Source organism: Streptomyces phaeoluteigriseus (genome assembly GCF_001896135.2).
Classification (GTDB): domain Bacteria; phylum Actinomycetota; class Actinomycetes; order Streptomycetales; family Streptomycetaceae; genus Streptomyces; species Streptomyces phaeoluteigriseus.
On the sequence record NZ_MPOH02000001.1, the window covers coordinates 74,498 to 101,089 of the forward strand.

Annotated in this window: 21 protein-coding genes and 4 pseudogenes; 9 read left to right on the top strand and 16 right to left on the bottom strand. The window is 71.8% G+C overall.

Annotation, left to right across the window (positions count from 1 at the left end; all coding sequences use genetic code 11):
* Positions 1-128 precede the first annotated feature (128 nt).
* The 3 genes from BM536_RS00370 to BM536_RS00380 are packed head-to-tail and all read right to left on the bottom strand — an operon-like array spanning position 129 to position 1,761.
* Positions 129-1,103, bottom strand: coding sequence for an NAD(P)-dependent alcohol dehydrogenase (locus BM536_RS00370; protein WP_073491491.1), 975 nt, complete (start codon positions 1,101-1,103; stop codon positions 129-131).
* The gene (locus BM536_RS00375; RefSeq protein WP_073491492.1) at positions 1,100-1,336 is read right to left on the bottom strand and encodes a helix-turn-helix transcriptional regulator; all 237 of its coding nucleotides are present in this window, start codon (positions 1,334-1,336) and stop codon (positions 1,100-1,102) included. Before BM536_RS00375 ends, BM536_RS00370 begins: the two co-directional genes overlap by 4 nt.
* The gene (locus BM536_RS00380; RefSeq protein ID WP_211362791.1) at positions 1,333-1,761 is read right to left on the bottom strand and encodes a hypothetical protein; all 429 of its coding nucleotides are present in this window, start codon (positions 1,759-1,761) and stop codon (positions 1,333-1,335) included. Before BM536_RS00380 ends, BM536_RS00375 begins: the two co-directional genes overlap by 4 nt.
* A gap of 306 nt (positions 1,762-2,067) precedes the next feature.
* On the opposite strand from BM536_RS00380, the gene BM536_RS00385 reads away from it, so the two are divergent.
* Complete coding sequence (locus BM536_RS00385) at positions 2,068-2,472, top strand: ChaB family protein (protein ID WP_073491494.1); 405 nt, start codon at positions 2,068-2,070, stop codon at positions 2,470-2,472.
* Positions 2,473-2,646: 174 nt separating this feature from the next.
* On the opposite strand, the gene BM536_RS00390 is transcribed toward BM536_RS00385, so the two are convergent.
* The 6 genes and pseudogenes from BM536_RS00390 to BM536_RS00415 all read right to left on the bottom strand — a co-directional run bounded on the left by BM536_RS00390 (position 2,647) and on the right by BM536_RS00415 (position 10,261).
* Complete coding sequence (locus BM536_RS00390; protein ID WP_073491495.1) at positions 2,647-3,210, bottom strand: hemerythrin domain-containing protein; 564 nt, start codon at positions 3,208-3,210, stop codon at positions 2,647-2,649.
* Between the two features lie 1,201 nt (positions 3,211-4,411).
* Entirely contained in the window at positions 4,412-6,154 is a 1,743-nt protein-coding gene (locus BM536_RS42085) for a family 78 glycoside hydrolase catalytic domain (RefSeq protein WP_281258525.1), read from the bottom strand.
* Positions 6,126-6,974 (bottom strand): annotated as a pseudogene (locus BM536_RS44175) (alpha-L-rhamnosidase N-terminal domain-containing protein); the annotation flags it as partial. The gene BM536_RS42085 and the pseudogene BM536_RS44175, both read right to left, overlap by 29 nt.
* Positions 6,975-7,053: 79 nt before the next feature.
* Positions 7,054-7,953 (bottom strand): carbohydrate ABC transporter permease, encoded by a 900-nt coding sequence (locus BM536_RS00405; protein WP_073491497.1) that lies wholly within the window; start codon positions 7,951-7,953, stop codon positions 7,054-7,056.
* Between the two features lie 5 nt (positions 7,954-7,958).
* Positions 7,959-8,843 (bottom strand): carbohydrate ABC transporter permease, encoded by an 885-nt coding sequence (locus BM536_RS00410; RefSeq protein WP_073491498.1) that lies wholly within the window; start codon positions 8,841-8,843, stop codon positions 7,959-7,961.
* Positions 8,844-8,944: 101 nt separating this feature from the next.
* Positions 8,945-10,261 carry an ABC transporter substrate-binding protein gene (locus tag BM536_RS00415; protein WP_245873188.1) on the bottom strand — a complete coding sequence of 439 codons (1,317 nt, stop codon included), beginning with the start codon at positions 10,259-10,261 and terminating at the stop codon, positions 8,945-8,947.
* Positions 10,262-10,518: 257 nt separating this feature from the next.
* Between BM536_RS00415 and BM536_RS00420 the strand changes: the two genes are divergently transcribed.
* Positions 10,519-11,586 carry a LacI family DNA-binding transcriptional regulator gene (locus BM536_RS00420; RefSeq protein WP_245873189.1) on the top strand — a complete coding sequence of 356 codons (1,068 nt, stop codon included), beginning with the start codon at positions 10,519-10,521 and terminating at the stop codon, positions 11,584-11,586.
* Between the two features lie 285 nt (positions 11,587-11,871).
* Here BM536_RS00420 and BM536_RS44620 read toward each other — a convergent pair whose 3' ends face one another.
* From BM536_RS44620 to BM536_RS00430, 3 genes are all read right to left on the bottom strand, one after another.
* The gene (locus BM536_RS44620; protein ID WP_425444583.1) at positions 11,872-12,612 is read right to left on the bottom strand and encodes an MFS transporter; all 741 of its coding nucleotides are present in this window, start codon (positions 12,610-12,612) and stop codon (positions 11,872-11,874) included.
* Positions 12,531-13,109, bottom strand: a complete 579-nt coding sequence (locus tag BM536_RS44625; protein ID WP_425444584.1) for an MFS transporter — start codon at positions 13,107-13,109, stop codon at positions 12,531-12,533. Before BM536_RS44625 ends, BM536_RS44620 begins: the two co-directional genes overlap by 82 nt.
* Positions 13,110-13,341: 232 nt before the next feature.
* Positions 13,342-14,268, bottom strand: coding sequence for a LysR family transcriptional regulator (locus BM536_RS00430; RefSeq protein WP_094102342.1), 927 nt, complete (start codon positions 14,266-14,268; stop codon positions 13,342-13,344).
* 127 nt (positions 14,269-14,395) lie between these two features.
* Here BM536_RS00430 and BM536_RS00435 point away from each other — a divergent pair, with 127 nt between their 5' ends.
* From BM536_RS00435 to BM536_RS00465, 7 genes and pseudogenes are all read left to right on the top strand, one after another.
* Positions 14,396-15,397: a fumarylacetoacetate hydrolase family protein gene (locus tag BM536_RS00435; protein WP_073493918.1), complete on the top strand. Its 1,002-nt coding sequence runs from the start codon at positions 14,396-14,398 to the stop codon at positions 15,395-15,397.
* Positions 15,394-16,355: pseudogene (locus BM536_RS00440) on the top strand (cyclase family protein). Before BM536_RS00435 ends, BM536_RS00440 begins: the two are co-directional and overlap by 4 nt.
* Positions 16,356-16,378: 23 nt before the next feature.
* The gene (locus BM536_RS00445; RefSeq protein ID WP_073493920.1) at positions 16,379-17,509 is read left to right on the top strand and encodes an FAD-dependent oxidoreductase; all 1,131 of its coding nucleotides are present in this window, start codon (positions 16,379-16,381) and stop codon (positions 17,507-17,509) included.
* Positions 17,506-18,503: pseudogene (locus BM536_RS00450) on the top strand (amidohydrolase family protein). The gene BM536_RS00445 and the pseudogene BM536_RS00450 overlap by 4 nt, the downstream one beginning before the upstream one ends.
* Positions 18,504-18,508: 5 nt before the next feature.
* The gene (locus tag BM536_RS00455) at positions 18,509-19,444 is read left to right on the top strand and encodes a VOC family protein (RefSeq protein ID WP_073493922.1); all 936 of its coding nucleotides are present in this window, start codon (positions 18,509-18,511) and stop codon (positions 19,442-19,444) included.
* A gap of 352 nt (positions 19,445-19,796) precedes the next feature.
* A complete protein-coding gene (locus tag BM536_RS00460; RefSeq protein ID WP_073493924.1) occupies positions 19,797-20,768 on the top strand; it encodes a fumarylacetoacetate hydrolase family protein in 972 nt (323 codons plus the stop codon).
* A complete protein-coding gene (locus tag BM536_RS00465; protein ID WP_094102343.1) occupies positions 20,765-21,523 on the top strand; it encodes an SDR family NAD(P)-dependent oxidoreductase in 759 nt (252 codons plus the stop codon). Before BM536_RS00460 ends, BM536_RS00465 begins: the two co-directional genes overlap by 4 nt.
* Before the next feature lie 417 nt (positions 21,524-21,940).
* Here BM536_RS00465 and BM536_RS00470 read toward each other — a convergent pair whose 3' ends face one another.
* The 4 genes and pseudogenes from BM536_RS00470 to BM536_RS00485 form a co-directional block, all read right to left on the bottom strand.
* Positions 21,941-24,007 (bottom strand): iron ABC transporter permease, encoded by a 2,067-nt coding sequence (locus BM536_RS00470; protein ID WP_094102344.1) that lies wholly within the window; start codon positions 24,005-24,007, stop codon positions 21,941-21,943.
* A 7-nt stretch (positions 24,008-24,014) separates the two neighbouring features.
* Positions 24,015-24,994 (bottom strand): annotated as a pseudogene (locus BM536_RS00475) (ABC transporter substrate-binding protein).
* Positions 24,991-25,860 (bottom strand): ABC transporter ATP-binding protein, encoded by an 870-nt coding sequence (locus tag BM536_RS00480; protein WP_073493927.1) that lies wholly within the window; start codon positions 25,858-25,860, stop codon positions 24,991-24,993. Before BM536_RS00480 ends, BM536_RS00475 begins: the two are co-directional and overlap by 4 nt.
* 56 nt (positions 25,861-25,916) lie before the next feature.
* Positions 25,917-26,480, bottom strand: a complete 564-nt coding sequence (locus BM536_RS00485) for an MSMEG_1061 family FMN-dependent PPOX-type flavoprotein (RefSeq protein WP_425444585.1) — start codon at positions 26,478-26,480, stop codon at positions 25,917-25,919.
* Positions 26,481-26,592: the final 112 nt, after the last annotated feature.

A 26,592-nucleotide genomic window follows, 5' to 3' on the forward strand; every position in this document is an offset into this window, starting at 1 on the left:
GTTCTCTGCGAGCATGCGACTGGCACAAACACACAAGTAAAACTGCGACCGGCTTCTACAACCAGGCTACCGCCGGAATCATTCCCGCTCGCGTCCACCGCCCCGTCGGCGTGGTCCCCCAGCGGGGCTCAGACGGTGAGCACGAGCTTGCCGCGCGTGTGGCCCTTCCCCCAGTGCCGGATGGCGTCGGCCGCCTCGGCGAGGGGGTACGTCCGGTCGACCACCGGAGTGACCTGGCCGGCCGCGATGTAGTGGGCCAACGGTTCGAGGACGTCCCGCGTGGGCTCCTTCACGAAGGGCGCCCGCAGGTTCTGGCGTACGAACGGGGACAGGGCCATTGCTCCGAGGGCGCGGTGCAGACCGCCGAGCCAGCGTCCTCCTCCTTCGCCGCCGACGATGACGAGGGTTCCCCGCGGGGTGAGGGCGCGTCGGAGGTGGGACAGCGGCCGGTTCCCGGCGGTGTCGAGGACGAGGTCGTAGCGGCGGCCGTCGGCGGTGAAGTCGTCGCGGGTGTAGTCGATGACGTGGTCCGCCCCGAGCGAGCGGACCAGTTCGACCTTGTCGGTGCCGCAGACGCCGGTGACCTGTGCCTCGAACACCTTGGCCAGCTGGACGGCGTACGTCCCCACGCCTCCGCCGGCCCCGATGACCAGGACCTTCTGCCCCGGCTGGACACGGCCCTGCTCCCGCAGCGAGTACAGGGCGGTGAAGGCGGAGATCGGCACGGCCGCGACCTGCTCGAAGCCGGCGTTCGGCGGCTTCGCCGCCAGTCTGTCCTCCCGAGCGCACGCGTATTCCGCGAAGGAGCCCTCGCAGGTGCCGAAGACCTCGTCGCCGGGCCGGAACCGGGTCACGTTCCGCCCGACCGACTCGACCGTGCCGGCCACGTCCCAGCCGCGCACCCGGAGTTTGGGCCTGCGCAGGCCGAAGCCCATGATGCGTATCGGGTAGGGCAGGCCCGTCATGAGGTGCCAGACGCTCGGGTCCACCCCGGCCGCGCGCACCCGGACGAGCACGTCGTCGTCACCGGCCACCGGCTTGTCGATGTCCCTCAGCTCCAGCACCTCGGCGGGGCCGTAGACGTCCTGGACGATCGCCTTCATGCGGTGTCTCCTTCTTCTTCGTCCACGTACTGGAAAACCCTGTCGAGCGAGACGCCGAACACGCGGGCGATCTGGAAGGCCATCTCCAGGGAGGGCGAGTAGCGGCCCTTCTCGATGGCGATGACGGTCTGCCGCGTCACGCCGATCCGGTCGGCCAGTTCCGCCTGTGTCATCTCCCCCTGCGCGAACCGCAGGGCCCGGATCGAGTTGGTGACCCTGGTCGGCTCCCTCACCAAGGCTGGAATCCCCAGCGGTAGGCGGCGATCTTCGCCGCGCATCCGAGGATCGCCGAGAGAGTGAACCCCGCGTAGATCACGTTGGCGATCCAGAAGGGGTGCGCCTCGGCGAGTGCCAGGACCAGGGCCGCCACCCCACCGATGACGACGAACGACTGGCCGATGTACTCGCCGAACCGGTGAATCTCCCGGTCTCGTTGGTCCCTCGTCCTCGCCCCCTTGGGCGCGCCGATCGAGACGACGATGCTGAGCACGATCGACGCCCCGATCGAGACGCCGACCGCCCACAGCAACGGCGACGCGTACGCCACGTCGGCCACGGGCGTGCCGGCGGCCCGTCCCAGCACGACGGCGAGGTAGGCCGCATAGGTACCGACAGCGAGGATCCCGATGATCCACGCACGTTTCTCTTCGTGTGTCACACGAGGAATGTAAAGCAGATCAGACATCGAGTAAAGGATTCTTGACATGCCTGCCGAATCGGAGTGCCGGCCCGCCCGCCCAAACGGATCGGCCGGCCACGGCCACGGGCGCCGGCGCGGGTGCGGGCACGGCAGGATGCGGGATCGTCGTCGCCGCAGGAACGGGACAACCAGTGGCAGGGAGACTTCCTCGCCCGCAGGGGGGCGGCCGGGCGCGCTCGGCCCCGCGGCCGTGCGCCGTCGTTACCGCGCCTGAGTCAAGGGAACCCGGCCGGCAGGGCCGCCGTACCCGAGGAGGTGAGTCACGTGCCCGGACGACAAGAACTGCCGTCGACCCTAGAACGCTCCTCGCAGGAGGCCCAGCGCACCTGGATCAAGGCCCATGACTCGGCCGTCGACCAGTACGGGGAGGGCGAGCGGGCGCACCGGGTCGCCTACGGCGCGCTCAAGCACACGCACGAGAAGGTCGGCGACCACTGGGAGCGCAAGGAGGGCGGCAGCAAGGGGCCCTCGGACCCGCGGTCGGCCCGCCCCCGCCAGCAGGGCGGACGCAGCGGAGAGGGCGTAGACGAGCAGGCCACGAAGGAGCACCTCTACGATCTCGCGCGGCGACTGGACATCGACGGGCGCTCGCGGATGTCGAAGTCCGAGCTGCTCGACGCGATCCGCAAGGCCAACCGGTCCCGCACCCGCGCGTCCCGTACGAGCTGACTCCGCGTACGCGGACGGCGCGCCACCCGACTCCCTGTCGGGTCGCGCGCCGTGGTTCACGCCGAGGACCAGTCCGCGGCGAGCGGGCCGCTCAGAGGTGAGGACCGCCCATGAATGGGGGCAGCACGTCCACTTCGTCGTGGCCGCTGTCCGCGGCGGAGGGGGCGGTCCCGGTCATCCCTGTCCTCCGCGCCCGGAGAGCATGTCGCGCAGGCGGTCGACCATGCCGGTGCCGGGGGCGAGGAGCTTGTCGGCGGGCGGGGTGTCCGGTGCGGACGGGTGCGGACGGGTGGGGGCCTTCTTCTTGGCCGCGCGGACCTTTTCGCCGAGGTCCGCCAGGGCGGTGCCGGAGCAGACCTCCGCCAGCATCGGGAAGAGCCGGTTCTCCTCGCCGCTGACGTGTGCGGTGACGGAACTCTTCAGCTCGGTGATCAGCGCGTCGAAGCGCCCGTCGCCGGGCCGGCAGCCTTCGAGTTCCTTGAGCATGCGTTCGACCTCGGCATGCTCGGCGATCTCCTCGTCGGCAAGGTCGTCCCCGTCGTCGACGTACCGGCGCACCGTCGGGTACAGGTACTCCTCCTCGGCCACCGAGTGGCGGACCAGTTCCATGGTGAGCCGGTCCGCCAGTTCGCGTCGCTGCGGGTCGGCCGCCGGCAGGGCCTCGATCTGCGCGAAGAGGGCGTCCACCTCGCGGTGGTCCGCGGTCAGTTCCTGGATGACGTTCCCGCCGTGTGCCATGAGTTCTCCACTCCTCGTCGTGCTGAAGCCGGGTGCCGGTCGGCCGCCCTCGCGCGTGCGGAGGCGCCGTCCCCGTCCTCCTCCGGCGGAGGCGGGAACGGCCGCTGTTCCCCGAGCGCCCCGCCTGCTCGGCACCCAGGACCTATCCCTCCCCCGCCCGCTCCCACTACCTCACGATGCTCCGCCCCTTCACTCCGGCGGCCGACAGGATCGTCCGCGGCCGGTGCCCGCGAAACTCACCCGGCGTTGCCGGTGTTCCCGGCGTTCCCGGTGTTCCGGGACGGAGCGCGCCGACGATCTCCGTCCCGTTGGCGTACCGGCCGCCGTGGTCCGGTCGGCCGGATACGGGCGGTTCCCAGGTGGCGGTCGAGTTCGTCGCGCAGCGTGTTCGCCCGGGTCTGCGTCCCGGGCCCGTTCACGTTCCTCGCCGGGCGGGGGTACCGGTCGGCCCGGGGCCACACGGATGTCGTCGTCCGCGGCGGCTCAGGCTCGCAGGCCTCCTGCGCCGCGTACTCACATGGGTTGGTTCTCCCCCGGGGTCCGCGCCTCTGTGCGGCGCACCGCCACCTGAGCGGGTCGGCTCCGACCCGTGTCTCGCGGGCCGGGTCCGCCCCGTCGGGCCGGATGCGCAGCGTGTCGACGCGATGCTCCCGGACGGTCTCCACCAGTGCCGGTACACCCTCGACGGCGCCCGTCGGTTGGGCGGCCACGCATGCCCCGAGCGTGCCCTCCGCGTCGATCGCACGGCCGATCCGGTACGCCAGTTCATCGTCGAACGTCGCCGCCGGATCCACCGGCACCGGGAAGGCGGTCACTCCCCGCTCAGCCCGGCAGCCGCCGACGCGTGGGCCAAGGACAGCGCCGGGATGCCCCGGTGGGCGACAGCAGAGGTCGTACCGCACCAGGGCCTCCTGTTCACGGCCGTCATACGGCGAGCAGCGCGGCGGCCCGGCTCTGAGCGGCGGTGTGCGGGCCGCGGTGCTCGGCCGATCGCTCATGGCGGGGTCCATGGTCACGGCCAGGGCGGTGACGGTGGCGGCAGTGAGGTGGATGCGTCCGTTCACAGCGGCTCTCCGGCGGCAGGTGGCGGCTGTTCGACGGCAGGTGGCGGCTGTTCGACGGTCGTCGGCGGAAAGGGAGAAGGGGCCGCCGAGAGTCAGGTTCTCGGCCGGCCCCGGCTGGTGGGGTCGGAAAGATCAGGTCAGGCGGCCTCTGTGGCGAGTTCCGCCGTGTCCAGGACGTGTTCGCCCGGTCCCAGGGCGATCGGTGCGCAGCCGGGGAGTTCGGCGGTGGCGGTGCAGCCTTCCGGGACGGTGACGCGGGCCGTCAGTCCGGTGGCGGTCAGTTCCCAGAACAAGGACACCGTTCCGTACGGCGACTCGTGGCGGGTGCGGGCCCAGGTGATGCCTCCGCCGGGGCGCGGCCGGAAGGCGATGGTCCGGTAGCCGGGTGCGGTGGCGGTGATGCCGCCGACGACGCGGTGCAGCCAGTCGGCGACGGCGCCCAGGGCGTAGTGGTTGAAGGACGTCATGCCGCCGGGGTTGAGGGTGCCGTCGGGGCGGAGGCTGTCCCAGCGCTCCCAGATGGTCGTCGCTCCCTGGGTGACCGGGTAGAGCCACGACGGGCATGCGGTCTGTGTGAGCAGCCGGTAGGCGACGTCGAGATGGCCGGTGTCGGTGAGGGCGTCGCAGATCAGCGGCGTTCCCACGAAGCCGGTCGCGATGCGGGCGTCGTCCTCGGCGACGAGTTGGGCCAGTCGATCGCCGGCGGGCTGCCGCTGGCGCGGAGTGAGCAGGCCGAAGGCGAGGGCGAGCGCGTAGGCGGTGGCACTGTCACTGGTCATCCGGCCGGTGGTCAGGACGTAGCGGCGCCGGAAGGCGTCGGCCACCTCGTCGGCGAGCGCCGTGTACCGAGCGGCATCCGCACCGTTCGCCAACTCCGCTGCTGCCAGGGCGAGATGGCGGGCGGAGTGGGCGAAGTAGGCGGTGGCGACGAGATGGCGGTCGGTGCGTCCGGCCGCGGGGTCGTCGGGCGGGGCGGCCGGGTCGAGCCAGTCCCCCAGTTGGACTCCGGTGTCCCACAGCCGGGTCGGGCCGGCGAGGCGCTCCACGAGGTCGACCCATGCCTTCGCCATGGGGTAGTGGCGGCGGAGCAGTCCCAGGTCGCCGAAGCGCTGGAACAGCGTCCACGGGGTGAGGGTGGCGACGTCTCCCCACCCGGCTCCCGGGTGGATCGGCGTCCACATCGGCTCGCCCGGGATGACGGGGACGTACCAGGGGACGGTGCCGTCGGGCAGCTGCTCCAGGCCGACGTCGGTGAGCCAGGAGTCGAGCAGGCCGGCGCAGTCGTAGAGGTAGCTGGCGGTGGGGGCGAAGACCTGGATGTCACCGGTCCAGCCGAGGCGTTCGTCGCGCTGGGGACAGTCGGTGGGGAGGTCGACGAAGTTGCCGCGCATGCTCCATACGACGTTCTCGTGGAGGCGGTCGACCAGCGAGTCGCTGCACGTGAACCAGCCGGTGCGGCGCATGTCCGTGTGGTACACCCGGGCGGTCACCGCATCGGCCGTCAACTCTCCCGGCCAGCCCGTGACTTCGGCGTAGCGGAAGCCGTGCAGGGTGAAGCGCGGTTCCCAGGTGAGGGGGCCGCGGCCGGCGAGGATCAGGGTGTCGGTGGCGTAGGCCTCGCGCAGTGGTGCGGTGGCCAGTTCGCCGTCCTGGAGGACCTCGGCGTGCCGGAGGGTGAGGGTGGTGCCGGCCGGGCCGTCGACGGTGAGGTGGAGGCGGCGACCAGGTTCTGGCCGAAGTCGAGCAGGTGGCGGCGTCGTCGGTGCGGGTGACGGAGACCGGCGCGATCTCCTGGGTGCGGCGCACCGGTGGTCCGAGGGGGGCGACGAGGGTGCGGGGGTCGCGGCTTCGCACGGCGACCGGGGTACCGGACCAACCAGCCTGTGGAGTGGCCCAGTTCGGGTCGTCGAGGCGGGCGTCGAAGGTCTCCCCCTCGTACAGGCCGCTGGTGAGGATCGGTCCGGGGGCGGCGCTCCAGGTCCCGTCCGTGGCGACCACCGTGGTCGTGCCGTCGTCGTGGGTCACTTCCAGCTGGGCGATGAGGGACTGGTCGGTGCCGTAGATGTTGCGGGTGCCGCCGTCGAAGCCGTACTTGCCCCGGTACCAGCCGTCGCCGAGCCAGGCGCCGAGGGTGTTGGCGCCGCGGCCGAGGTGGGCGGTGACGTCGTGGGTGCGGTAGCGCAGGCGGTGCGGGTAGACCGTCCAGCCGGGTGCGAGGGTCTCGTCGCCGACGCGGCGACCGTTGATCTCCACCTCGTACAGGCCGTGCGCCGTGACATAGAGGCGGGCGCGTTCGACGGGCCGGTCGAGGCGGAAGTCCTTGCGGACGCGGGCCGGTCGGCGGTCCGCCGACGGGTCCTCGTCCCAGGCGGCGCCCACCGGTACCGCCCGCCAGTCGCCGGGTTCCAGGAGTGCGGCCTCGACGGCGCGCGGCTCGCTCCACGCCGTCGGATCACCGGCGGCCGGTGTCCAGACGCGGACCCGTACCGTGGCGCGTTCGCGCGAGGACAGCGGCGGTCCGGGCCAGGCCACGAGCACCTGGTCGCGGCTCGCGACGCGGCCGGTGCGCTCGACGCGGCCTGCGCGGGCGACTTCCAGTTCGTACGCCTCCTGGGGACCGGCGCCCGATGGCAGGGTCCAGGTCAGGCGGGGGGCGGGGGCGCCGATGCCGAGGCCGTCCGTGAGGTGTTCGAAGGACACCGGGGAGGGCTGAGGGGGGAGCAAAGGGAACCTTTCTGCACGTGCGGGCGGTGCGGGCCGGTCGTGTGGTGGGCGGGGATCAGCCCTTGACCGCTCCCGAGGTGAGGCCCTTCATGACCTTCTGGTTGAGGAAGAGGTAGATCAGGAGGGTGCCGAAGATGTTGATGCAGATGGCGGCGAAGAGTGGGCCGTACTGGGTGGCGCCGAAGTCGCCGGTGAAGTTGAGCAGTCCGACCTGGACGGTGCGCAGGTCCTGGTTGTTGGTGAAGGTCAGCGCGATGAGCAGGTCGTTCCAGATGAAGAAGAACTGCACCAGCCCGACGGTGAGCAGGGCGTTGCGGACCAGCGGCACGCTGATGGTCCAGAACGCGCGCAGGATGCCGGCGCCGTCGATGGTGGCGGCCTCGAACAGTTCCCGGGGGACGCTCCGGTAGTAGGTGGCCATCATGAAGACGGTCAGCGGCAGGCCGGTTCCGGTGTAGGTGAGGATCAGCGGCCACAGGGTGCCGGACAGGCCGGTCCGGAAGTACACGGTGAACAGCGGCAGCAGGATCATCTGCGGCGGCACCATCATCCCGGCTAGGAAGACCAGCAGGGTGAGGCTGCGGCCCTTCCACACCATGATCTGCAGCGCGAACCCGGCGGCGGTGCCGAGGAGCAGCATCAGCGCGAGGGCCGGGACGACCGCGAGGAGGCTGTTCTGGACGTACAGGCCGATGTTGCCGGTGGTCCAGGCCTCGGTGTAGTTGGCCCACTGCCAGGTGGTGGGAAGGCTCCAGGTGGAGTTGTTCAGGTAGGCGTCGTTGGACTTCAGCGACGTCAGGAACATCCAGACCAGCGGGTAGATCTCGACGACCAGCAGCAGCGCGACGACGGCCTTCACCCACAGCCGGCGTCCGCGGCGGCGCGGGACGGCTCCGGACGGGCCCCGCCGTCGTCGAAGGTTCGCGGAGGTCTTCACAGGTGTGTCGACGGCCATGGTTCTCAGCCCTCCGTGAGGTCGCGCCGCGAGACGCGGTAGACGACCAGGCTCACCAGCAGGCACACCACGGTCAGCAGCAGGGCGATGGTGCTGCCGTAGCCGTACTCGCTGTAGGTGAACGACGTCTGGAACATGTACAGGGTCAGCGGTGTGGTGCCGTTGCCGGGGCCGCCGTTGGTGAGGGCGACGATGGAGTCGAAGACCTTCAGCGTGCCGTTGACGCTGAAGATCAGGGACGACATCAGCACGGGCAGGGACAGCGGCAGCACGATGTGGCGCACCAGCCTGAGTCCTGTCGCGCCGTCGAGGCGTGCCGACTCCAGGACCTCGTCGGGGATGTCGACGAGACCGGCGAAGAGCAGGACGGCGTAGAAGCCCATGGAGCGCCAGATGTCCATGCCCACGAGGACCCAGAAGGCGCTGCCGGCGCTGCCGAAGAAGTCGACCGAGTCGATGCCGACCGCGTTGAGCAGGGCGTTGACCGGGCCGGTCTGCGGGGCCACCTGGAAGAGCTTCTGGAACAGCAGGCCGACGGCGACGGTCGGCAGGACGACGGGGAAGAACACCAGCGTGCGGATCAGCGCGGAGGCGCGCCGGAGGAAGAAGACGTACAGCAGGGCCAGCAGGTAGCCGGCGACGACCTGGCCGACGGTGACGACGACGGCGTACTTGAGGGTGAACCAGAGGGAGTCGCGGACGGCGGGGTCGTCGAGGAGGCGGGTGAAGTTGGCGACGCCGTTTCCGGTGAAGCCGTCGATGGAGTTGCCCTCGGTGAAGGAGTACCCGAGTGACCACACCATCGGGATCAGCATGATCAGGGAGTAGACGAGGAGGGCGGGACCGAGCAGGATCGCGATCGCCCTGCGGTCACCGAGTACGCGGTGCATGGGTGGTGTCCACTTCGATTCCGTTGAAGAGACCTGCCGGACGGGGCCGGGGGCGGCTCACGCGGGGTGCGCGAGGAGGCCGGTGGGCCGCCCCGGGCGGATCACCGGGCGGCGAGCGCGTCCTGGACGGTCCGCATGAACTGCTGCGGGCTCATGCTTCCGGCGACCAGGCTCGCCGCGTTGGTCTGGCTGACGGTGGTGGCCTTGGTGCTGAACAGGGCCTCGAACCACAGCACGTTCTGCTTCGAGGTGCTGATGGTGTCGCGGACCTGGGTGGTGACCGCGTTGGCGTCCTTCACCTCGGTGTTGACCTTGAAGCCGGAGATGGAGCCGTGGTCCTTCAGCGCGGTGGTGCCGTAGTTCTTGGCGATGCAGGAGACCCAGTCGCCGGTCCTGTCGTCGAAGGAACCGGCGCCGAGGGTGATGCCGAGGCCGACGTTGGAGGGGTACTGGTCGATGGCGCCCTTGCCGCCGGAGACGGCCGGGAAGGGCATGAAGCCGACGTTCTCGGCGCCGACCTTGTTCTGCTTGTCGTCGGCGATGTTCGCCAGTGCCCAGCTGCCCATGTAGAACATGGCGGCCTTGCCGGTGAGGAACTGGTTCATGGCGGTGTCGTAGTCGATCGAGCCGACGCCCTTGCCGAAGTAGCCCTTCTCGCCGAGGGCGGCGATCTCCTCCGCGGCCTTGACGTACTCCGGGTCGGTCAGCTTCGCCTTGCCGTCGGCGACGTCCTGCAAGGCGTACGGCCCCAGGCTGCGATACAGGTAGCCGCTGATCATCCGGGTCAGTGGCCAGCCCTGCTGACCGGAGGCGGAGAACGGCTGAATGCCCTTCGCCTCCAGCTTCGCCGCGGCCGACTCCAGTTCCGCCCAGGTGCCGGGGACCGTCAGCCCGTTGTCCTGGAACAGCTTCTTGTTGTAGAAGATCCCCTCGATGTTGTACTCGTACGGCAGCACCTCCAGCTTGCCGCCGTACAGGGCCTTGATCGTGGAAACCGCGGCCGGCTCGAGCTGGAGGTAGACGCCGAGGTCCTTCAGCTCCTTCTCCAGATCGGCGACCTTGCCCGACTTCGCCAACTGCTGGGTCAGCGCGGGGGCGTTGCCCGCCGCGAACTGGACCGGCAGCGCGTTCTGGCCGGCCAGCAGCTGGAGCTTCTGGTCCAGGCTCGCCTGGGGAACGGTCTCCACCTTCAGCGGCAGGGCGTCGTTCGCGGCCTTGCAGGCGCCTTTGGACAGGGTGCCCAGCGCCGTCTTGACGGTGGTGTTCTCGGTGACGCTCAGGTAGCTGAAGTCCTTCGGAGCGGCCGAGGAGCCACCACCACTGCCGCCGCAGGCGGTGGCGAGCAGCGCCAGCGAGGCGGCGCCGGCGGTGAACAGGGGCAGACGCGCACGGCGGGCACGGGGCATGCGAGGGGACACGGAGGACTCCCGGAGGTCTTTGAGAGGAGAGCGAGGAGTTGGGGAGCGGCGCAGAGGGCGAGGAACGAGGCCCGGCACGCTACCTGGAGAGCGTTTTGTAAAACGTTCTCTACGGCGAGTGGGCAACACCCTGCACCGCTCCCCCGCTCCCGTCAAGACACGGCCCGGTAACACCACGGTCACCCGCCGGAAGACTTGACGGGCCCCAGGGAGTAACGTGTAGACCGTTATACCTACGGACACCTACGTCGACGCCTATGACAACCGGAGCGCTGCCGATGGACCGGGCCGGGACGCCGAAGAACAGACGCACGACCATCACCGATGTCGCCCGGCACGCCGGCGTGTCCACCGCCGCGGTCTCCAAGGTGATGCGCAACGCCTACGGCGTGAGTCCGGCCATGCAGGAGAAGGTCAGGGCCGCCATCGCCGAACTCGGCTACCGCCCGCACGCGGCGGCACGCGGCATGCGCGGGCGGACCTACACGATCGGCGTGCTGCTGGACAACGTCCGCAACGCCTTCTTCGCGGACATCCTCGACGGCATCCGGGACGAACTCCGCCAGACGGAGTACACCGTGCTGATCGGCGCGGCCGGGTTCGAGCCGGAGGAGCAGGCGAAGACCATCCGTGCCATGGAGGACCGCCAGATGGACGGGCTGATCCTCATCGCACCGGGAACCCCGCGGGACGAAGTGCTGACCACGGCCGCGTCGATCCCGACCGTCGTGATCGGTCACCACGACGCAGCCGACACCCACGACTCGGTCGTCGACGCCGACGACATCGGCGCCGGCCTGGTCGTCGACCACCTGGTCGCGCTCGGCCACCGTGACATCGCCCTGGTCTCGGCGCCGGGCACCAGGACCAACCGGTGGAAGCGCACCCCCGAGATCGTGCTGAGCGACGGCTACCTGCGGGCCATGGAGCGGCACGGTCTCGCGGAGCGGGCGCGCGTGCAGCACGCCGCGTACTCCGACGACGGCGGATTCGAGGCGGGCATGACCCTGCTGACCGCCGACCGCCCGCCGACCGCCGTGATGACCGGCGCCGACGTCGCCGCCCTGGGCATCTACCGCGCCGCCCACGAACTCGGCCTGCGCATCCCGGACGACCTCTCGCTCGTCGGCTACAACAACACCGCCCTCGCCGCCCTGGCCCCCGTCCAGCTGACCAGCGTCGACCAGGCCGGCCACACCATGGGCTCCTCCGCAGCCCGCATGCTCGTCGAACGCGTCGAAAGCCGACGCGACAGGGCCATGCGGACGACGATGACGCCCCGACTGGTGGTGCGCGGCAGCACCGCGGCGCCACGGGTGCGCTAGACGGTGGACCGGTGCCTGCCCAACCGTGGCCGGCGTGCGCCGGGTGCCAGGGGCCGGCGCCAGATGCCAGGTGTCACGCACCAGGGGCCAGGTGCCAGGTGCCAGGTGCCAGGTGCCATGGAACGGACGGCCACTCGCGCGGGTGACGGGCCTCCGCGGGAACGGCCGGGCCTGCGGACGGCGGACGCCCCTCGCGGGAACGGCCGGGCCTGCGGACGGCGGACGCCCCTCGCGGGAACGGCGGGCGCGCGCCGCGGGAACGGCGGGCGCCCGCCCCGCGGTCGGTCAAGGCTGCTCCGGAGCCCGCCGGGGCAGCGGGATCCGTGTGCGGCGGACGAGCGGCAGGAGCACGGCCGAGACCACCAGGGTGGCCAGGCCGAGCAGCCCGACGGCGGAGGCGAGGCTGCCGAGCACGTCCTTGCCGCCGAGGAGCACCAGTGGGCAGACGAACTCGCCGAGGAAGAACGCCGCCGTCCACAGTCCGATGCCGCGCCCCCGGTCGGCGTAGTCCAGCCGCGACATCGCCAGCGTCAGCAGCGACGGCAGGAGCAGACCCGTACCGACGCAGTTGAGCACGGCGCCCGCGATCAGCAGGGGCAGGTCGTCCGCCACCCCCATGACGAGGAAGCCGGCGCCGCACAGCAGGAGGAGAACGGGCAGCCGGCGGCGCGGATCACCGGTGAGGCGGGTGAAGACGACGGAGCCGAGGACGGTGGCGGCACTGGCCAGGGCCGTGACCGCGCCGATCGCTCCGGTGGAGCCCACGTCCAGGTCGTCGAGGAGGTAGGACATCTCGACGGGCACGGTGTAGAAGACGACGGCGCCGAAGACCGTGAGGAGGCAGAGCCCCGCCATGCGGCGCACCGGGAAGGGCCGGGGCCCGGCCACCGGTTCCGTGGTCGCCGGGAGCCGGGTCGGGGTCGGGGCCGGGAGCGCGCGGGCCATCACGGGGGCGAGGAGCAGGCCGACCGCGTAGAGCCAGAAGGGCGCCCGCCAGCCCGCCGTCCCCAGGGCGCCACCCAGCACGAAGAAGACGGTGGCGGACGCGGACGCGCACATGGTCTGCAGGGCGAGGTAGCGGTCGCGGACCGGCCGGAGTAGTAGTCGCCGATGAGCGTGGTGCAGGCGGTCATGATCACCGCCTCGGCGACGCCCACCAGGACGCGGCTGAGCAGGATGCCGTGCAGCGAGTCGAGCCAGAGCGGGAGCGTGCCGAACAGCGCGTACAGGACGGTGGCCGCCACGAGCAGCCGCTTGCGGCCCAGTCGGTCGACCACGACCCCCGCGAACGGCGCGAGCAGGGCCAGTGACAGGGCCGGGACGGTCAGCACGAGAGGCACCAGGGCCGCACTGCCGGTGACGCCCTCGAAGTGGTCCTGCATCCGGGGCAGCACCGGAGCGAGGAGCACCGCGCCGAGAACGGGCAGACAACTGCCGGTCATCAGCAGAACGGCGGGCAGTCTCCCCCGTACGGCCGGGAGTCCGGCGTGGTCGCGGGCGGGTGGGGCAGCGGGTGCGGGCATGGCGGCACTCCAGGGCGCGGGGCGGGAAGGGGGCGCCGCGTGACGGACGGTCCGGATGCGGGGTCCGGCCGAGCTGATGTCGGCGCACGGGCGCGGGATGTGCCACGACTATGCGTTCCGGGCGTCGGCCTGCCCACCCCCCGCGCGATCCAAGTTGCCGATGCCGTCGATCCACGGCGTGGATAGGCCATGGGGCGAACCAGGCCCGCGGCAGTCGCGGTGCCGCCGTGCGTCATCCCGCCCCGGGTGCCGGCGCGTCTCCGAGGCGTCTGCCGACGCGTGCGGCCGTCTCACGCAGCCAGATGTGGGCCGCGTCATGGGTGTGGACGGGGTGCCACCACAGGGCCTCGCGCAGCGGCACCGCCTCGTAGGGCGGCTCCACCACGCGTACGGCGGAGAGCGGCGCGAGGAGCCGGGCGAGGCGGGCCTGGACGAGGGCGATGCGGCGGGTGCCGGCCACCATGAGCGGCAGGAGCTGGAAGCTGTCCACGGACACCTCGACGCGTGGCTCGATGCCGAGCATGCCCAGCTGGCGTACGGCGGGGGCGTCGTAGGTGCGCTGGTAGGTGACCCAGGGCAGCCGGGCCAGGTCCTGGCGGGTGAGCCGGCCGTCGACACCGGGGTGGTCGTCGGCGACGACGAAGACCCAGCGGTCGTCGTAGAGGTCGGTGGCGGGGAAGTCGCTGATGACACCGTGCGGCATGAGCAGGCCGTCGGTGGCGCTCAGCAGGGTGGCCGTGTCGTCGACGACGGTGGTGGGGGTCTGCGCGAACCGCAGCCGGATGCCGGGGGCCTCCTCGTGCACCACGCGGGCCAGTTCGGCGCCGAAGACGCAGACGGCGTAGTCGGACGCGATCAGCTTGAACTCGCGGCTCTCCCGGGCCGGGTCGAAGTCGGCCTGGCTGGCGAAGAGGCGTTCCAGCACGTCGTAGGCGGTGGAGGTGCGGTCCAGGAGTACCTGGCCGAGGGCGGTCAGCTCGTAGTGGCCGCCGACCCGGGCCAGCAGGTCGTCGTCGAAGTGACGGCGCAGCCGGGACAGCGCAGCACTCATCGCGGGCTGGCTGAGCCCGACGCGCTGCCCGGCGCGGGTGACGTTGCGTTCCTCCAGCAGAGCACGCAGGGCGACGACGAGATTGAGGTCGAGACGGGCCAGATTCACGGGCTTTCCCTCTGCGGTGTGGCGCTGACCAGGGGGTAATTCACCGGGCGATGCCTGTCATCCACACAATCTATTTCCCTGATCACGGGTGGCGGGTCCAGATTAGTCGCACCGCAATCAGGAGGACATGTCCGTGAAACCTGAAGCCGCGTCCGCACTCTTCGCCGGACCCTTCGCCCTCGCCACCCTCTCCACCCCGGACGGGCCGGCCTTTCCCGCCCTCGTCACGGCGGACGCCCGGGTCCTCGATCTCCAGGTCGCCCTGGATGACGCCTGGTTGACGACCCGTCGCCTCCTGGAGGGCTGGGACTCGGCGGTGTCGCGACTGACCGCGCTGGCCGCCGACAGCGGCTGGGCGGGAAGGCCCCTGTCGGACTTCCGGGTGCACGCGCCGGTCGAACCGCGCCAGGTGTTCCAGTCCGGCGCCAACTACCGGCAGCACGTCATCGACCTCCATGTCGCACACCGGGACCCGGCCGACGACCGGCCGGAGGAGGAGCGCCGCGCCGAGGCCGCGGACATCATGGACCGGCGGGCCGCGGAGGACCTGCCGTACGTCTTCATCGGTCTGCCGAGCGCGATCACGGGCCCCTACGACGATGTGGTGCTGCCCTCCTGGGCGGACCGGCCGGACTGGGAGCTGGAGCTGGCGGCCGTGATCGGCCGGCCCGCCCACCGCGTCTCGGTCGAGGAGGCCCTGGAGCATGTCGCCGGTTACACGATCGCCAACGACCTGACGGACCGGGCCACCGTGTTCCGCCGGGACATGCCGCAGATCGGCACGGACTGGCTGCGCAGCAAGAACGCGCCCGGTTTCACACCGCTCGGCCCCTGGATCGTGCCCGCGGGATCGGTCGCGGACCCCGGTGACCTGCGGCTGACGCTGAAGCTCAACGGTGAGACCATGCAGGACGAGTCCACCAAGGACATGATCTTCGGTGTCGCCCGCATGGTGTCCTACGCCTCGCAGACCGTGCGGCTGCTGCCGGGCGACCTGGTGCTGACCGGCAGCCCGGCCGGCAACGGCATGCACTGGGGCCGGCTGCTGCGTGACGGCGACGTGATGGACGCCTCGATCACCGGGCTCGGCGCGCAGCGCACCCGTTGTCTGGCGGAGGCGGCGCGGTGAGCCTGGACCGCACCGATCCGGAGGGCTCGATCGCGCGGGCCGCGAAGGCGTACTCGAACTGGGGGCGCTGGGGCGAGGACGACGTGCTCGGCACGCTGAACTTCCTCGACGAGGCCAAGCGCCGGGAGGCCGCCGGGCTGGTCCGGCGGGGCGTCAGCTTCTCCCTCGCCCAGTCCTTCGACATGAACGGCCCGCAGAAGGGCTGGCGGCGCCGCACCAATCCGGTGCACACCATGCTCGACACCGGCAGCGACGCCGCCCTCGGCAACCAGGGCTTCCCGCACGGCATCGGCGGCGCCGACGACGTGATCACCATGCCCTTGCAGTGCTCCACGCAGTGGACGGCCTCGGGCACATCTTCGACCACGGCAGGGCCTGGAACGGCAGGCCCGCCGAGAAGGTCGTCACCTCCGACGGCGACCTGGTCACCGGCATCGAGCACATGGCCGCGCACGTGACCGGGCGCGGTGTCCTCCTGGACATCGGCCGCACGGTCGGCGACGCCGGGGAGCTGCCCGACGGCTTCGCGATCACCGAGGAGCACCTGACGGCGACCGCCGACGCCCAGGGGGTGACCGTCGGCCGCGGCGACATCGTGCTGGTGCGCACCGGGCAGCTGGCCCGGGTCCGCCGCGACGGCTGGGGCGACTACGCCGGCGGTCCCGCGCCCGGCCTGTCGTTCACCACGGCAGGCTGGCTGCACGGCAGCGAGATCTCCGCGATCGCCACCGACACCTGGGGCTTCGAGGTGCGGCCCAACGAGTTCGAGCACGCCTTCCAGCCGCTGCACCAGGTGGCCATCCCGCACATCGGCCTCCTCATCGGCGAGATGTGGGACCTGGACGCCCTGGCCGAGGACTGCGCCGCCGACGGCGTGTACGCGTTCTCGCTCACCGCCGCGCCCCTGCCCATCACCGGCGCGGTCGGCTCCCCCGTCAACCCCGTCGCCGTCAAGTAGCCCGAGGAACAAGGGAGTTCCCCATGAGCAAAGCCCGCACGATCCTGGTGATCGGCGGCGGCGCGGCAGGCAACGCCATGACGATCCTGCTGCGCCGCGCCGGTCTCGCCGTCGACCTGATCGAGGCCAGGGCCGACTGGAACGCCACCGCCGGATCCGGCATCACCCTCCAGGGCAACGCCCTGCGCGTGCTGCGCGAAATCGGCGTGTGGGACCGGGTCGAGGCGTCCGGCTTTGGATTCGGCTCCGTCGGCATCACCACACCCGACGGCACCGTCCTCCATGTGCACGACGATCTGCGCACCGGCGGCGACGACCTGCCCGCCACCGTCGGCATGCAGCGCCCGCAGCTCCAGCGGATCCTCATCGACACCGTGCGCGCCAGTGGCGCCACGGTGCGGCTCGGGACCACCGCGGAGATCCTGGACCAGGACGCCGACGGCGTCGCCGTCCGCCTCAGCGACGGCACCGAGGGCCGCTACGACCTCGTGATCGCCGCCGACGGCCTCGGTTCCACCACCCGCGCCGCGATCGGCATCACCGCCAAGCCCGAGCCCACCGGCATGGCCATCTGGCGCATCGCCGCCCCGCGCCCGGCCGGCGTGACCCGCACCGACCTCGCCTACGGCGGCCCCGCCTACATCGCCGGCTACTGCCCCACCAGCGACACGACGCTGTACGCCTACGTCGTCGAGGCCAACCGCGACCGCGCGTCGATCCCCGTCGCCTCGTACGCGGAGGAGATGCGCCGGCTCACCCGGCACTACGGCGGGTTCTGGCCGGAGATCACCGCGCACATCACCGACCCGGCGAAGGTCAACTACACCTGGTTCGACCGGATGCTGGTCGAGGGCTCCTGGCACCGCGGCCGGGTCGTCCTCGTCGGCGACGCCGCACACTGCTGCCCGCCCACCCTCGCGCAGGGCGCGGCGCTGTCGCTGGAGGACGCCTGGGTGCTCGCGCAGTTGCTGACCGGCTCCGACACCTGGGACGACGCGCTGTTCCAGGCGTACCACGAGCGCCGGATCCAGCGCGTACGCCCGGTCGTGGAGGCGTCCGTGCAGATCGGGCAGTGGCAGCTCGACGGGGTACGCGACGCCGATGTCCCCGGCCTGATGGGCCGCACCATGACCCTGCTCCGGGAGCTGCCGTGACCGCGCCGACCATCGACGTTCACGCCCACATCCTGCTGCCCGAGGTCGAGGCCCTGGTCGACGGGCGGCCGGGACACGCCGACGCGCGCGCCCTCGACGCCCGGCGCAACGGCCCCGCCGCGCTCGCGGTCAACGGCCCGATGGTGCGCGAGCGCATCCGTGTCATGACCGACGTGTCCGCCCGCCTCTCCGCGATGGACGCCCAGGGCGTGGACGTCCAGCTCGTCAGCCCGTCCCCCTCGCACTACCACTACTGGGCGGACGAGGAGACGGCCGAGAAGGTGTACCGGCTGACCAACGAGGCGACAGCCGCGCACTGTTCGGCGGCGCCCGACCGGCTCCGCGGCCTCGGCCTCGTACCGCTCCAGCACCCCGACGCCGCCGTAGGCGCGCTCGAACACGCTCTGGAACAGGGGCTGTCGGGGATCGAGATCTCCAGCCACGCGCCGGGCCGCGAGCTGTCCGACCCGGCGTACGAACCGCTGTGGACGCGGGCCGAGGAGACGGGCGCCCTCGTCTTCCTGCACCCCTTCGGCTGCACGCTCGACGAGCGGCTCGACCGGTGGTACCTGTCCAACAGTGTCGGACAGCCCACCGAGAACGCGGTCGCCCTCTCGCACCTGATCTTCTCCGGCGTCCTCGACCGCCATCCGGCGCTCAACCTGATCGCGGCGCACGGCGGCGGCTATCTGCCGACCCACATCGGCCGCTCCGACCACGCGTGGTCGGCCGCTCCGACGCGGGGGCCGGCTGCGCGCATCCGCCAAGCAGCTACCTCAAGCGGCTGTACTTCGACTCGCTGGTCCACGACCCGCAGGTGCTGCGGGAGTTGGTGCGGGTGGCGGGCGCCGACCGCGTCCTGCTCGGCTCCGACTTCCCCTTCGACATGGGCACCGACGACCCGGTCGGCGCCCTGCGCGCCGCCCGGCTCCCGGACGCCGACTTCCACGCCGTACGGGGCGGCAACGCGGCCGCCCTCCTGAGGAAGGACTGACCACCATGACGCGACTGCTCACCCACCTCCGGCACGTCGACCTCGCCGTGCCCGACTACGACAAGCAGCTCGACTTCTACTCCGGCGTCTGGGGCCTGACCAAGGTCGCCGAGGACTCCGGCATCTCCTTCCTTGCCGCCGAAGGCTCCCCCGAGCAGTACGTCGTCCGCCTGCGCCGGGCCGACGAGAAGCGCCTCGACCTCGTCTCGTACGGTGCGGCATCCCCGGCGGACGTGGACACCCTCGCCGAACAACTCCTGGCCGGTGGGGTGCAGTTGATTTCGCAACCGGGGAAGGTCGACACCCCCGGCGGCGGCTACGGCTTCCGCTTCTTCGACGTCGACGGGCGCACCATCGAGGTCTCCGCCGACGTCGAGGTGAGGCAGCACCGCAGGATCGAGGAGAAGGAGGCGATCCCGGTCAAGCTGTCCCACGTCGTCCTCAACTCCGCCGATCTCAACAGGACTCGCGCCTGGTACGAGCGCCACCTCGGCTTCCGCCTCTCCGACACGCTCAGCTCCCCGCACATGGGCGAGGTCATGCACTTCATGCGGATCAGCAACCAGCACCACTCGATGGCCATCGCCCAGGGTCCGCACACCGCCCTGCACCACATCTCCTTCGAGATGCGGGGCCTCGACGAGTACATGCGCGGTTCCGGCCGCGTGATCCGCGCCGGGTTCCGCAAGATCTGGGGTCCGGGACGGCACATGGCGGGCGACAACACCTTCACGTACTTCCTGGACCCGCACGGCAACACCGTCGAGTACACCACCGAGCTGGAGTGCCTCGACGAGGACACCTGGCACCCGCACGTCTACGACTTCTCCCGTCCCGAGGTCACCGACCAGTGGGGCACGGCCAACCCGATGAACGAACTCATCGCCAAGGAGTCCTTCAACGACCCCGACCGGGGCGTCTTCATCGCCCCACCGGTCTGACCGGTCCCCCGCACCGGGGACGCGCCGACACCGTCCACGCCCTGGCTCGCGTCGTCGCGTCCCCGGCCCTTTCCCGCCACCACCGCCCACGCCACCGAGCCGTTCGACACCGACCCCGGTCCCCGCGACGTGGCCGCGCTGTCGCGCGGCCCGGCACGGGGGAGGGCTGACCTCTCCGGAGACCGCCCCGGCCCGGGGAGCGATCTCTCCCGAGACCGCCGACGCCACACAGCTCGGAGGGGCAGGGCATGGCCGCCCGCCGCGCCGGGCGCATGCGCGAGGTCCGCACCGACACGGGGCCACGACCCGCCGCGCCTCCCTCGACCGATCCCCCTCCCCCAGGAGCCGCACCATGCGTTTCGCCGCGTACGAGCACCGTCAGCGCCACCGCGTGGCCGTCGTGGAGGACGACGGCACCCTCTACCCGCTGCCCGGCGTCACCTCCCTCACCGCGCTGCTCGCGGAGACCGGCGGCCTGCCCGGACTGCTCGCCGCGGGCGCCGCCGCCCTCGACGTGCCGCCCGGCCCGCAGGTCTCCGAGGTGCGGCTGCTGCCGCCGCTCCAGCCCGCGTCGGTACGGGACTTCGTCACCTTCGAGGAGCACGTCGAAGGCGTACGCCGCTCCGTCGACGGCGTGTCCGGGGTCCCCGAGCAGTGGTACGCGGCGCCGACCTTCTACTTCACCAACCCCCACGCGGTCCACGGCCCGCACGACGACGTCCCCGTGCCGCCCGGGTCGTCCGTCCTGGACTTCGAGCTGGAGGTCGGTGCGGTGATCGGCCGGGAGGGCCGCGACCTGACTCCCGAGCGGGCCCGCGACCACATCGTCGGCTACACCGTGTTCAACGACTGGTCCGCGCGCGATCTGCAGGGCGCCGAGATGAAAGTGGGACTCGGCCCCTGCAAGGGCAAGGACACCGCCACCACCCTCGGCCCGTACCTGGTCACCGCCGACGAGCTGGAACCGCACCGGGACGCCGACGGCTTCCTGCGCCTGGCCCTGCGGGCCGAGGTCAACGGTGAGACGGTCGGTGAGGACCTGCTGTCCAACATGAGCTGGACCTTCGAGGAGATGGCCGCCTACGCCTCCCGCGGCACCCGCGTGATGCCGGGTGACGTCCTCGGCTCGGGCACCTGCGGCAACGGGGGCTGCCTCGCCGAACTGTGGGGCCTGCGCGGCGAGCGGAACCCGCCGCCGCTGAAGCCGGGCGACACCGTCTCCCTGACCGTCGAGGGCCTCGGCACGCTCACGACCACCGTCGCACCCGGCGCGGAGCCCGTGCCCCTGCCGGCCGGCCGCCGCCGCACCAGGGAGCGGCCGTGAGCGGTCCGCACCCCGAGCGGCTCCTGGGCAAGGTCGTCGTCGTCACGGGCGCGGCCCGCGGCCAGGGCGCGGCGGAGGCGGAGGCCCTCGCCCGGGAGGGCGCCCGCGTCGTCGCCACCGACGTCGATCCCGCGCCCGGCTGCCGCCACCTGGACGTCACCAGCGAGAAGGAGTGGGCCGCACTCGCCGCCGAACTGCGCGAGGCGTACGGGCAGGTGCACGGTCTGGTGAACAACGCGGGCGTCACCTGGCGCGCCCGGATCGGCGAGGTCCGTCCCGAGGACATGGCACGCGTCCACGCGGTCAACGTCACCGGCCCGCTCCTCGGCATCCAGCACCTCGCGCCGCTGATGCCGGCCGGCTCGTCGGTCGTCAACGTCGGCTCCTCGGCCGCCCTGACCGCCCACTACCCGGTCGCCTACACGACCAGCAAGTGGGCGCTGCGCGGGTTGTCGAAGACGGCCGCCCTGGAGCTGGGCCCGCGCGGCATCCGCGTCAACACGATCCACCCGGGCTACATCGAGACGGAGATGACCGCGTGCGCCGCGCCGGCCTTCCGCGAGGCCAACATCCGGGAGACGCCGCTCGGCCGCACCGGGACCGTCGGCGAGGTGGCCCCGCTGGTCGTCTTCCTGCTGTCGGACGAGTCGTCGTTCATCACCGGCGCCGAGATTCCCGTGGACGGCGGTCTGACCGCGCACGGCGGCGTCAAGTCCGTCTCCGACGCCCTGCTCGGCCCGGAGGCCGGCGGTTGAACCGGCTTCGAGGGGAAGGTGGCCCTGATCCCCGGCACCGCCCGGGGTCAGGGCCGGGACCCTGACCGGCACGGCATACTTGCCCACTCCCTGGTCACCGCGGCCCCCGGCGTCCTGGTCGACGGCATCGGGTTGTGGCGGCTCGGCACTGGCCTGCCTCGGCCCTCTCGCCCCCCGGGACGCGGCGAACTGCCCGTCATGGCCCTCGTGTTCACCTCCGCGTCCTTCAGCGTGCCCGCGGTCATCGACGGAACGGCGGCCATCCACGGCGGTCTGCACGATGCGTTCGGCGCCCACTCCGAAACGGTCGCCTTCCTCCGCGCTCTCGCCCCGCTCGCCCGGTGGCTGCGCGCTCACCGCACCCCGCAAGGAAGGTCCACCAGCAGGCGTGACCTCCCTGACCACCCGGTCCGTCCACTAGCGACGGCTGCGCACGAGCAGATACAGGAAGTACGGCGTTCCGATCACCGCCGTCATGAGGCCGGCGCCGAGTTGGGCGGGGGCGATGACCGTGCGGCCGAGCAGGTCGGCCGTGCAGACGAGCGCTGCGCCGAGGAGAACGGCGACCGGCACCACGCGCACGTGCCGTCGGCCCACGAGGGCCCGTGCCGCGTGCGGCGCGACGAGGCCCACGAAGCCGATGGTGCCGGCCGAGGCGACGGCGGTCGCGCTGAGCAGGACGCTCACCACGAGGAAGCCGAGGCGGACCCGGGACAGCCGCAGGCCGAGCAGTCGCGGGGTGTCCCCGTCCAGGGAGACCAGGTCCAGCTCGGTGCGACGGGCCACGGCAAGGCCCAGGCCCAGGGCCAGCACCAGCGCGACGGGCAGGACGTCCGCCATGGTCCGCCCGTACGTCGAACCGGACAGCCAGGTCAGCGCCTTGGTGGCGTTGAAGGGGTCGGTCAGCACGATGAGCAGGCTGATCAGGGCCGTCGTGGCGGCGGCCACGCCGACGCCGACGAGGACCAGCCGGTTCTGCTGGTAGCCGCCGCGGGCGGCGAGTCCGAAGACGACGAAGGAGGCCGTCGCGGCCCCGGCGAACGCGGCTCCCGCCACCGCCCAGGTGCCGGCGACGGGCGCGGTGGTGACGAGGAGTACGGCGCCCAGGGCCGCTCCGCCGGAGACGCCCAGGACGCCGGGTTCGGCCAGCGGGTTGCGGGTCACGGCCTGTACCAGCGTGCCGGCCAGGGCGAGCGCGGCGCCCGCGCACAGGGCTGCGAGCACGCGCGGCACCCGGGTGTCGAGGACGAAGGAGACCGCGCGGCCGGCCCGTCCCTGGGCCCAGTTGACGACGTCGCCGAGCAGGAGTCCGGTGTCGCCCAGCAGCACGCCGGCGACGGTGACCCCGACGACCACGGCGACGAGGACGGCCGTCGTGACCAGGAACACCGTCCGGCTGGGGGTGCGCAGCCGGTCCGGCACACCGGATTCGGCGGTGTCCTTCAGCCGCAGGGCCATCACCACCAGGAACACGGCACCGACGAGGCTGGTGACGACACCGGTGGGGACGGCGACCGCGGTGTCCGCGGGCACGAGGGCCCGCAGCAGCACGTCCGACCCGAGGACCAGTCCGGCACCGGCCAGGCCGGCCGCGGGCCAGGTGGCACGGGCGCGGGCGAAGGCCGGGAACAGGCGGGCGAGGGGGCGTACCAGGGCGGGTGCGCACAGGCCGACGAAGCCGATGGGGCCCGCCAGGGTGACCGCCGTGGCGGACAGCAGTGCCGCCAGGACGACCACCGTGACGCGGGTGGCGCGGACCGGGACGCCGAGCCCGCGCGCTGCGTCGTCGCCGAGCGCGAGCGCGTCGACCCGGCGGGCGGTGAGCAGCAGTCCGACGACGCCGATCAGGGCCAGGGGCAGCATCTGCAGGACACCGTCGAAGCCGTTCTGGCCGATGCTCCCCTGGTTCCACTGGTACAGGCCCTCGGTCTGCTCGGGGAACAGCAGGAGCAGGCCCTCCGTCACGGAGTTGAGGCCGAGCGCCAGTGCGGTGCCGGCGAGGACCAGCCGTACGGTGCCCGTGCCGAGACCGGACAGGGCGAGGACGACACCCGCGGCCAGGAGCCCGCCGGCGAAGGCGACTCCGGAGGAGGCGAACAGGGGCAGCGAGACGCCGGTGGCACCGACCATGCCGAGCGCCAGGTAGGAACCGGCGTTCACGGCGAGCGTGTCGGGTGAGGCGAGCACGTTGCGGCTGACGGCCTGGAGCACGGCGCCGGCCACGCCGAGGACGGCCCCGACCAGGAGGCCCGCGGTCATGCGGGGCAGCCGGGAGGCGATCACGACGGACGCGTCCGCCGGATCGGCCCGCCCGGTCATCGCTTTGAAGACCTCCGCCGGTCCGACGGCGGCGGTGCCCTGGGTGATGTCGACGACGGCGAGGGCGGCGACCAGGAGCGCGAGCGCGGCCGTCACCGCGGCGGCACCCTTGCGGGTCCGGGCCGCCTGGGGGCGGGTGGCGGGGGCGGTCGCGGTGACGGTCATGGCTGCGCTACTTCGTCAGCGCGTCGACGACGGCGTCGATGTACGCCTCCATCGACGCGGGTCCGCCGAACATCCAGATGCCGTCGGGCAGCCGGTGCACGTCTCCGGCCTTCACGAACGGCAGGGAGGTCCAGACGGAGTTCTTCGCCAGGGCACCGGTGAAGGGGGTGCTGTTCTTGTCGTCGTCGCTGCCGATGTAGGCGAACCGGGTGTCCTTCGGCAGGGCGGTGAGGCCCTCCACATCGGTGGTGCCGAGGCCGTAGCTCGCGTCGCCCTTGACGGTCCAGGCGTTCTTCAGACCGATGGCTTCGTTGACGCTGCCGATCAGGGATCCGCTGGTGTACGGGCGCAGGGACACCTGGTTGGAGGTGACGTATCCGTCGGCGAAGGCGAACCGGGCGCCGTCGAGACCGGCGTCGGCGAGGGCCTTCTTGCCTTCGGCGACCTTGGCCTCCCAGCCGTCGCGGACCGACCTGGCCTTGTCGGTGGTGCCGGTGGCCCGCGCGATGAGGTCGATGTTGTCCAGCATCCGCCCGATCTGGTCGGCACCGTCGGCGGACTTGACCTCCAGTACGGGGGCGACCTTGCGCAGTTGCTTCACGGCGGCGGGCGGCAGGTCGGTGGTGGCCAGGACGAGGTCGGGCGCGAGGGCGGCGATGGTGTCCATGCTCGGCTCGCCCCGGGTGCTATGTCCTTGGGGTCGGTGGTCAGCGGGACGGCGGTGTCCCAGGTCTTGTAGCCCTTGACGTCGGCGACACCGATGGGGTCGACGCCTAGGGTGAGGAGGCTTTCGGTGACGTTCCACTCGGTGGTGACGACCTTGGTGGCCGGGCCGTCGAGCGTGACCTCGGCGCCGGTGGCGTCGGTGAGGGTGATGGCCTCGGAGGGCTTCTTCGTGCTGTCGGCGGCGGGCTCGGTGGTGCCGCACGCGGCAAGGGTGAGCGCCGCGGCGGTGGTGGTGGCCGCGGTGAACAGGAGGCGTCTCATGGAGCGGTGCCGAGCCTTTCGCTGGGGGTGTGCCGGGTGTGATGGCGGCCGATCGCGCGGGTGCGCAGCCGGCCGGTGAGGGGGTCGTTGTCGACCTCGATCCGGATGCCGTAGACGGCGGTGAGGCGTTCCGGTGTGAGGACGTCCTCGGGTGGGCCGTCGGCGACGATGCGGCCCGCTTCGAGCAGCGTGATCCGGTCGGCGACGGCCGCCGCCTGGTCGAGGTCGTGGAGGACGACGCCGACGGCGATGCCGTGCTCGTCGGCCAGGTCGCGGATGAGGTCGAGGAGTTCGACCTGGTAGCGGAGGTCGAGGTAGGTCGTGGGCTCGTCCAGGAGCAGTACGCCGGTCTCCTGTGCGAGGCAGCCGGCCAGCCACACCCGCTGCAACTGTCCGCCGGAGAGGTGGTCGGCGCCGCGTTCCGCGAGGTCGGTGACGCCGGTCAGGGCGAGTGCCCGGTCGACCGCGGCGGCCGCGTCAGGGTCCGCCCGGCCGAAGCGGCCGCGGTACGGGTAGCGGCCGAACTCGACGATGTCGCGCACGGTCAGTCCGCTGGGTGTCGGGCGGCTCTGGGTCAGCAGGGCGACGTGGCGCGAGAACTCACGGGGCGTCAGAGCGAGGCCGTCGGTGTCCTCGTCGATCCGGATGGTGGCGTGCCGGGCCCGTTGCAGCCGGGCGATCGTCCGCAGGAGCGTGGACTTCCCGCTTCCGTTGGGGCCGACCAGGACGGTCACCTCACCGGGCCGCAGCCCGACCGCGGCTCCGTGGACGACGTCCACGCCGTCGTACGACACGGTGACGTCCGTGGCCGCCAGTTCATGGCCGCGCAGGCGTGGGGTGCCGACTGTTTCTCCACCAGATCTCACGCGACTAAGGTTAGCCTACCCTAATCATCCCTGGTCAAGGGGGTCGTGCCGCCGCCTCAAAGAGCCGACCAGGACGCCGGGTTCCACAGGCCGGCGCGCCGCAGGGACTGCGGGCAGTGCAGGTAGATCTCGTCGATCTCGAGGACCAGGGCGAGTGCGGGGCGCCGGTCGCCCTGGGTCATGGCGTCGAAGAACGGGGCGTCGGTGAGGATGCGGGCCCGCCCGTTGACCCGCAGGACCTCCTTGCCGCCCGGGACCAGGTACAGCAGGCCGGCGTGCGGGTTGTCGAGGATGTTGTGGAAGCTGTCGCCGCGCCGGTTGCCCGGCCGGTCGGGCAGGGCGAGCGTGCGCTCGTCGATGACGTGCGTGAACCCCGGGCCGTCCCCGCGCGGGGAGACGTCGCAGTTGCCGCCCGCGTCGGAGGTGGCCAGCAGACAGAAAGGCGAGCGAGCCAGTATCCCCACATCCTGATCGGTGAGCCGGTCGTGGACCTTCTCGATCACCACGGGCCAGGGTTCGCCCAGCAGTTCGCGCAGCTCGGCCCGTGAACCCAGCTCGACCCAGCCCTCCTCGACGGCTCCGCTCATCCCGTCTGCGGCGGTGTCGGTCGCGTGCGGCAAGACGAACTCCCGTGGTGTGTGCGGCGAGCGGTGGCGCGTCGAACACTATCCGATCTTAGGGTCGCCTTACCTCTCCGGACTTCGGACCCGAGTGCCGCGGTGCGGGGAGGGG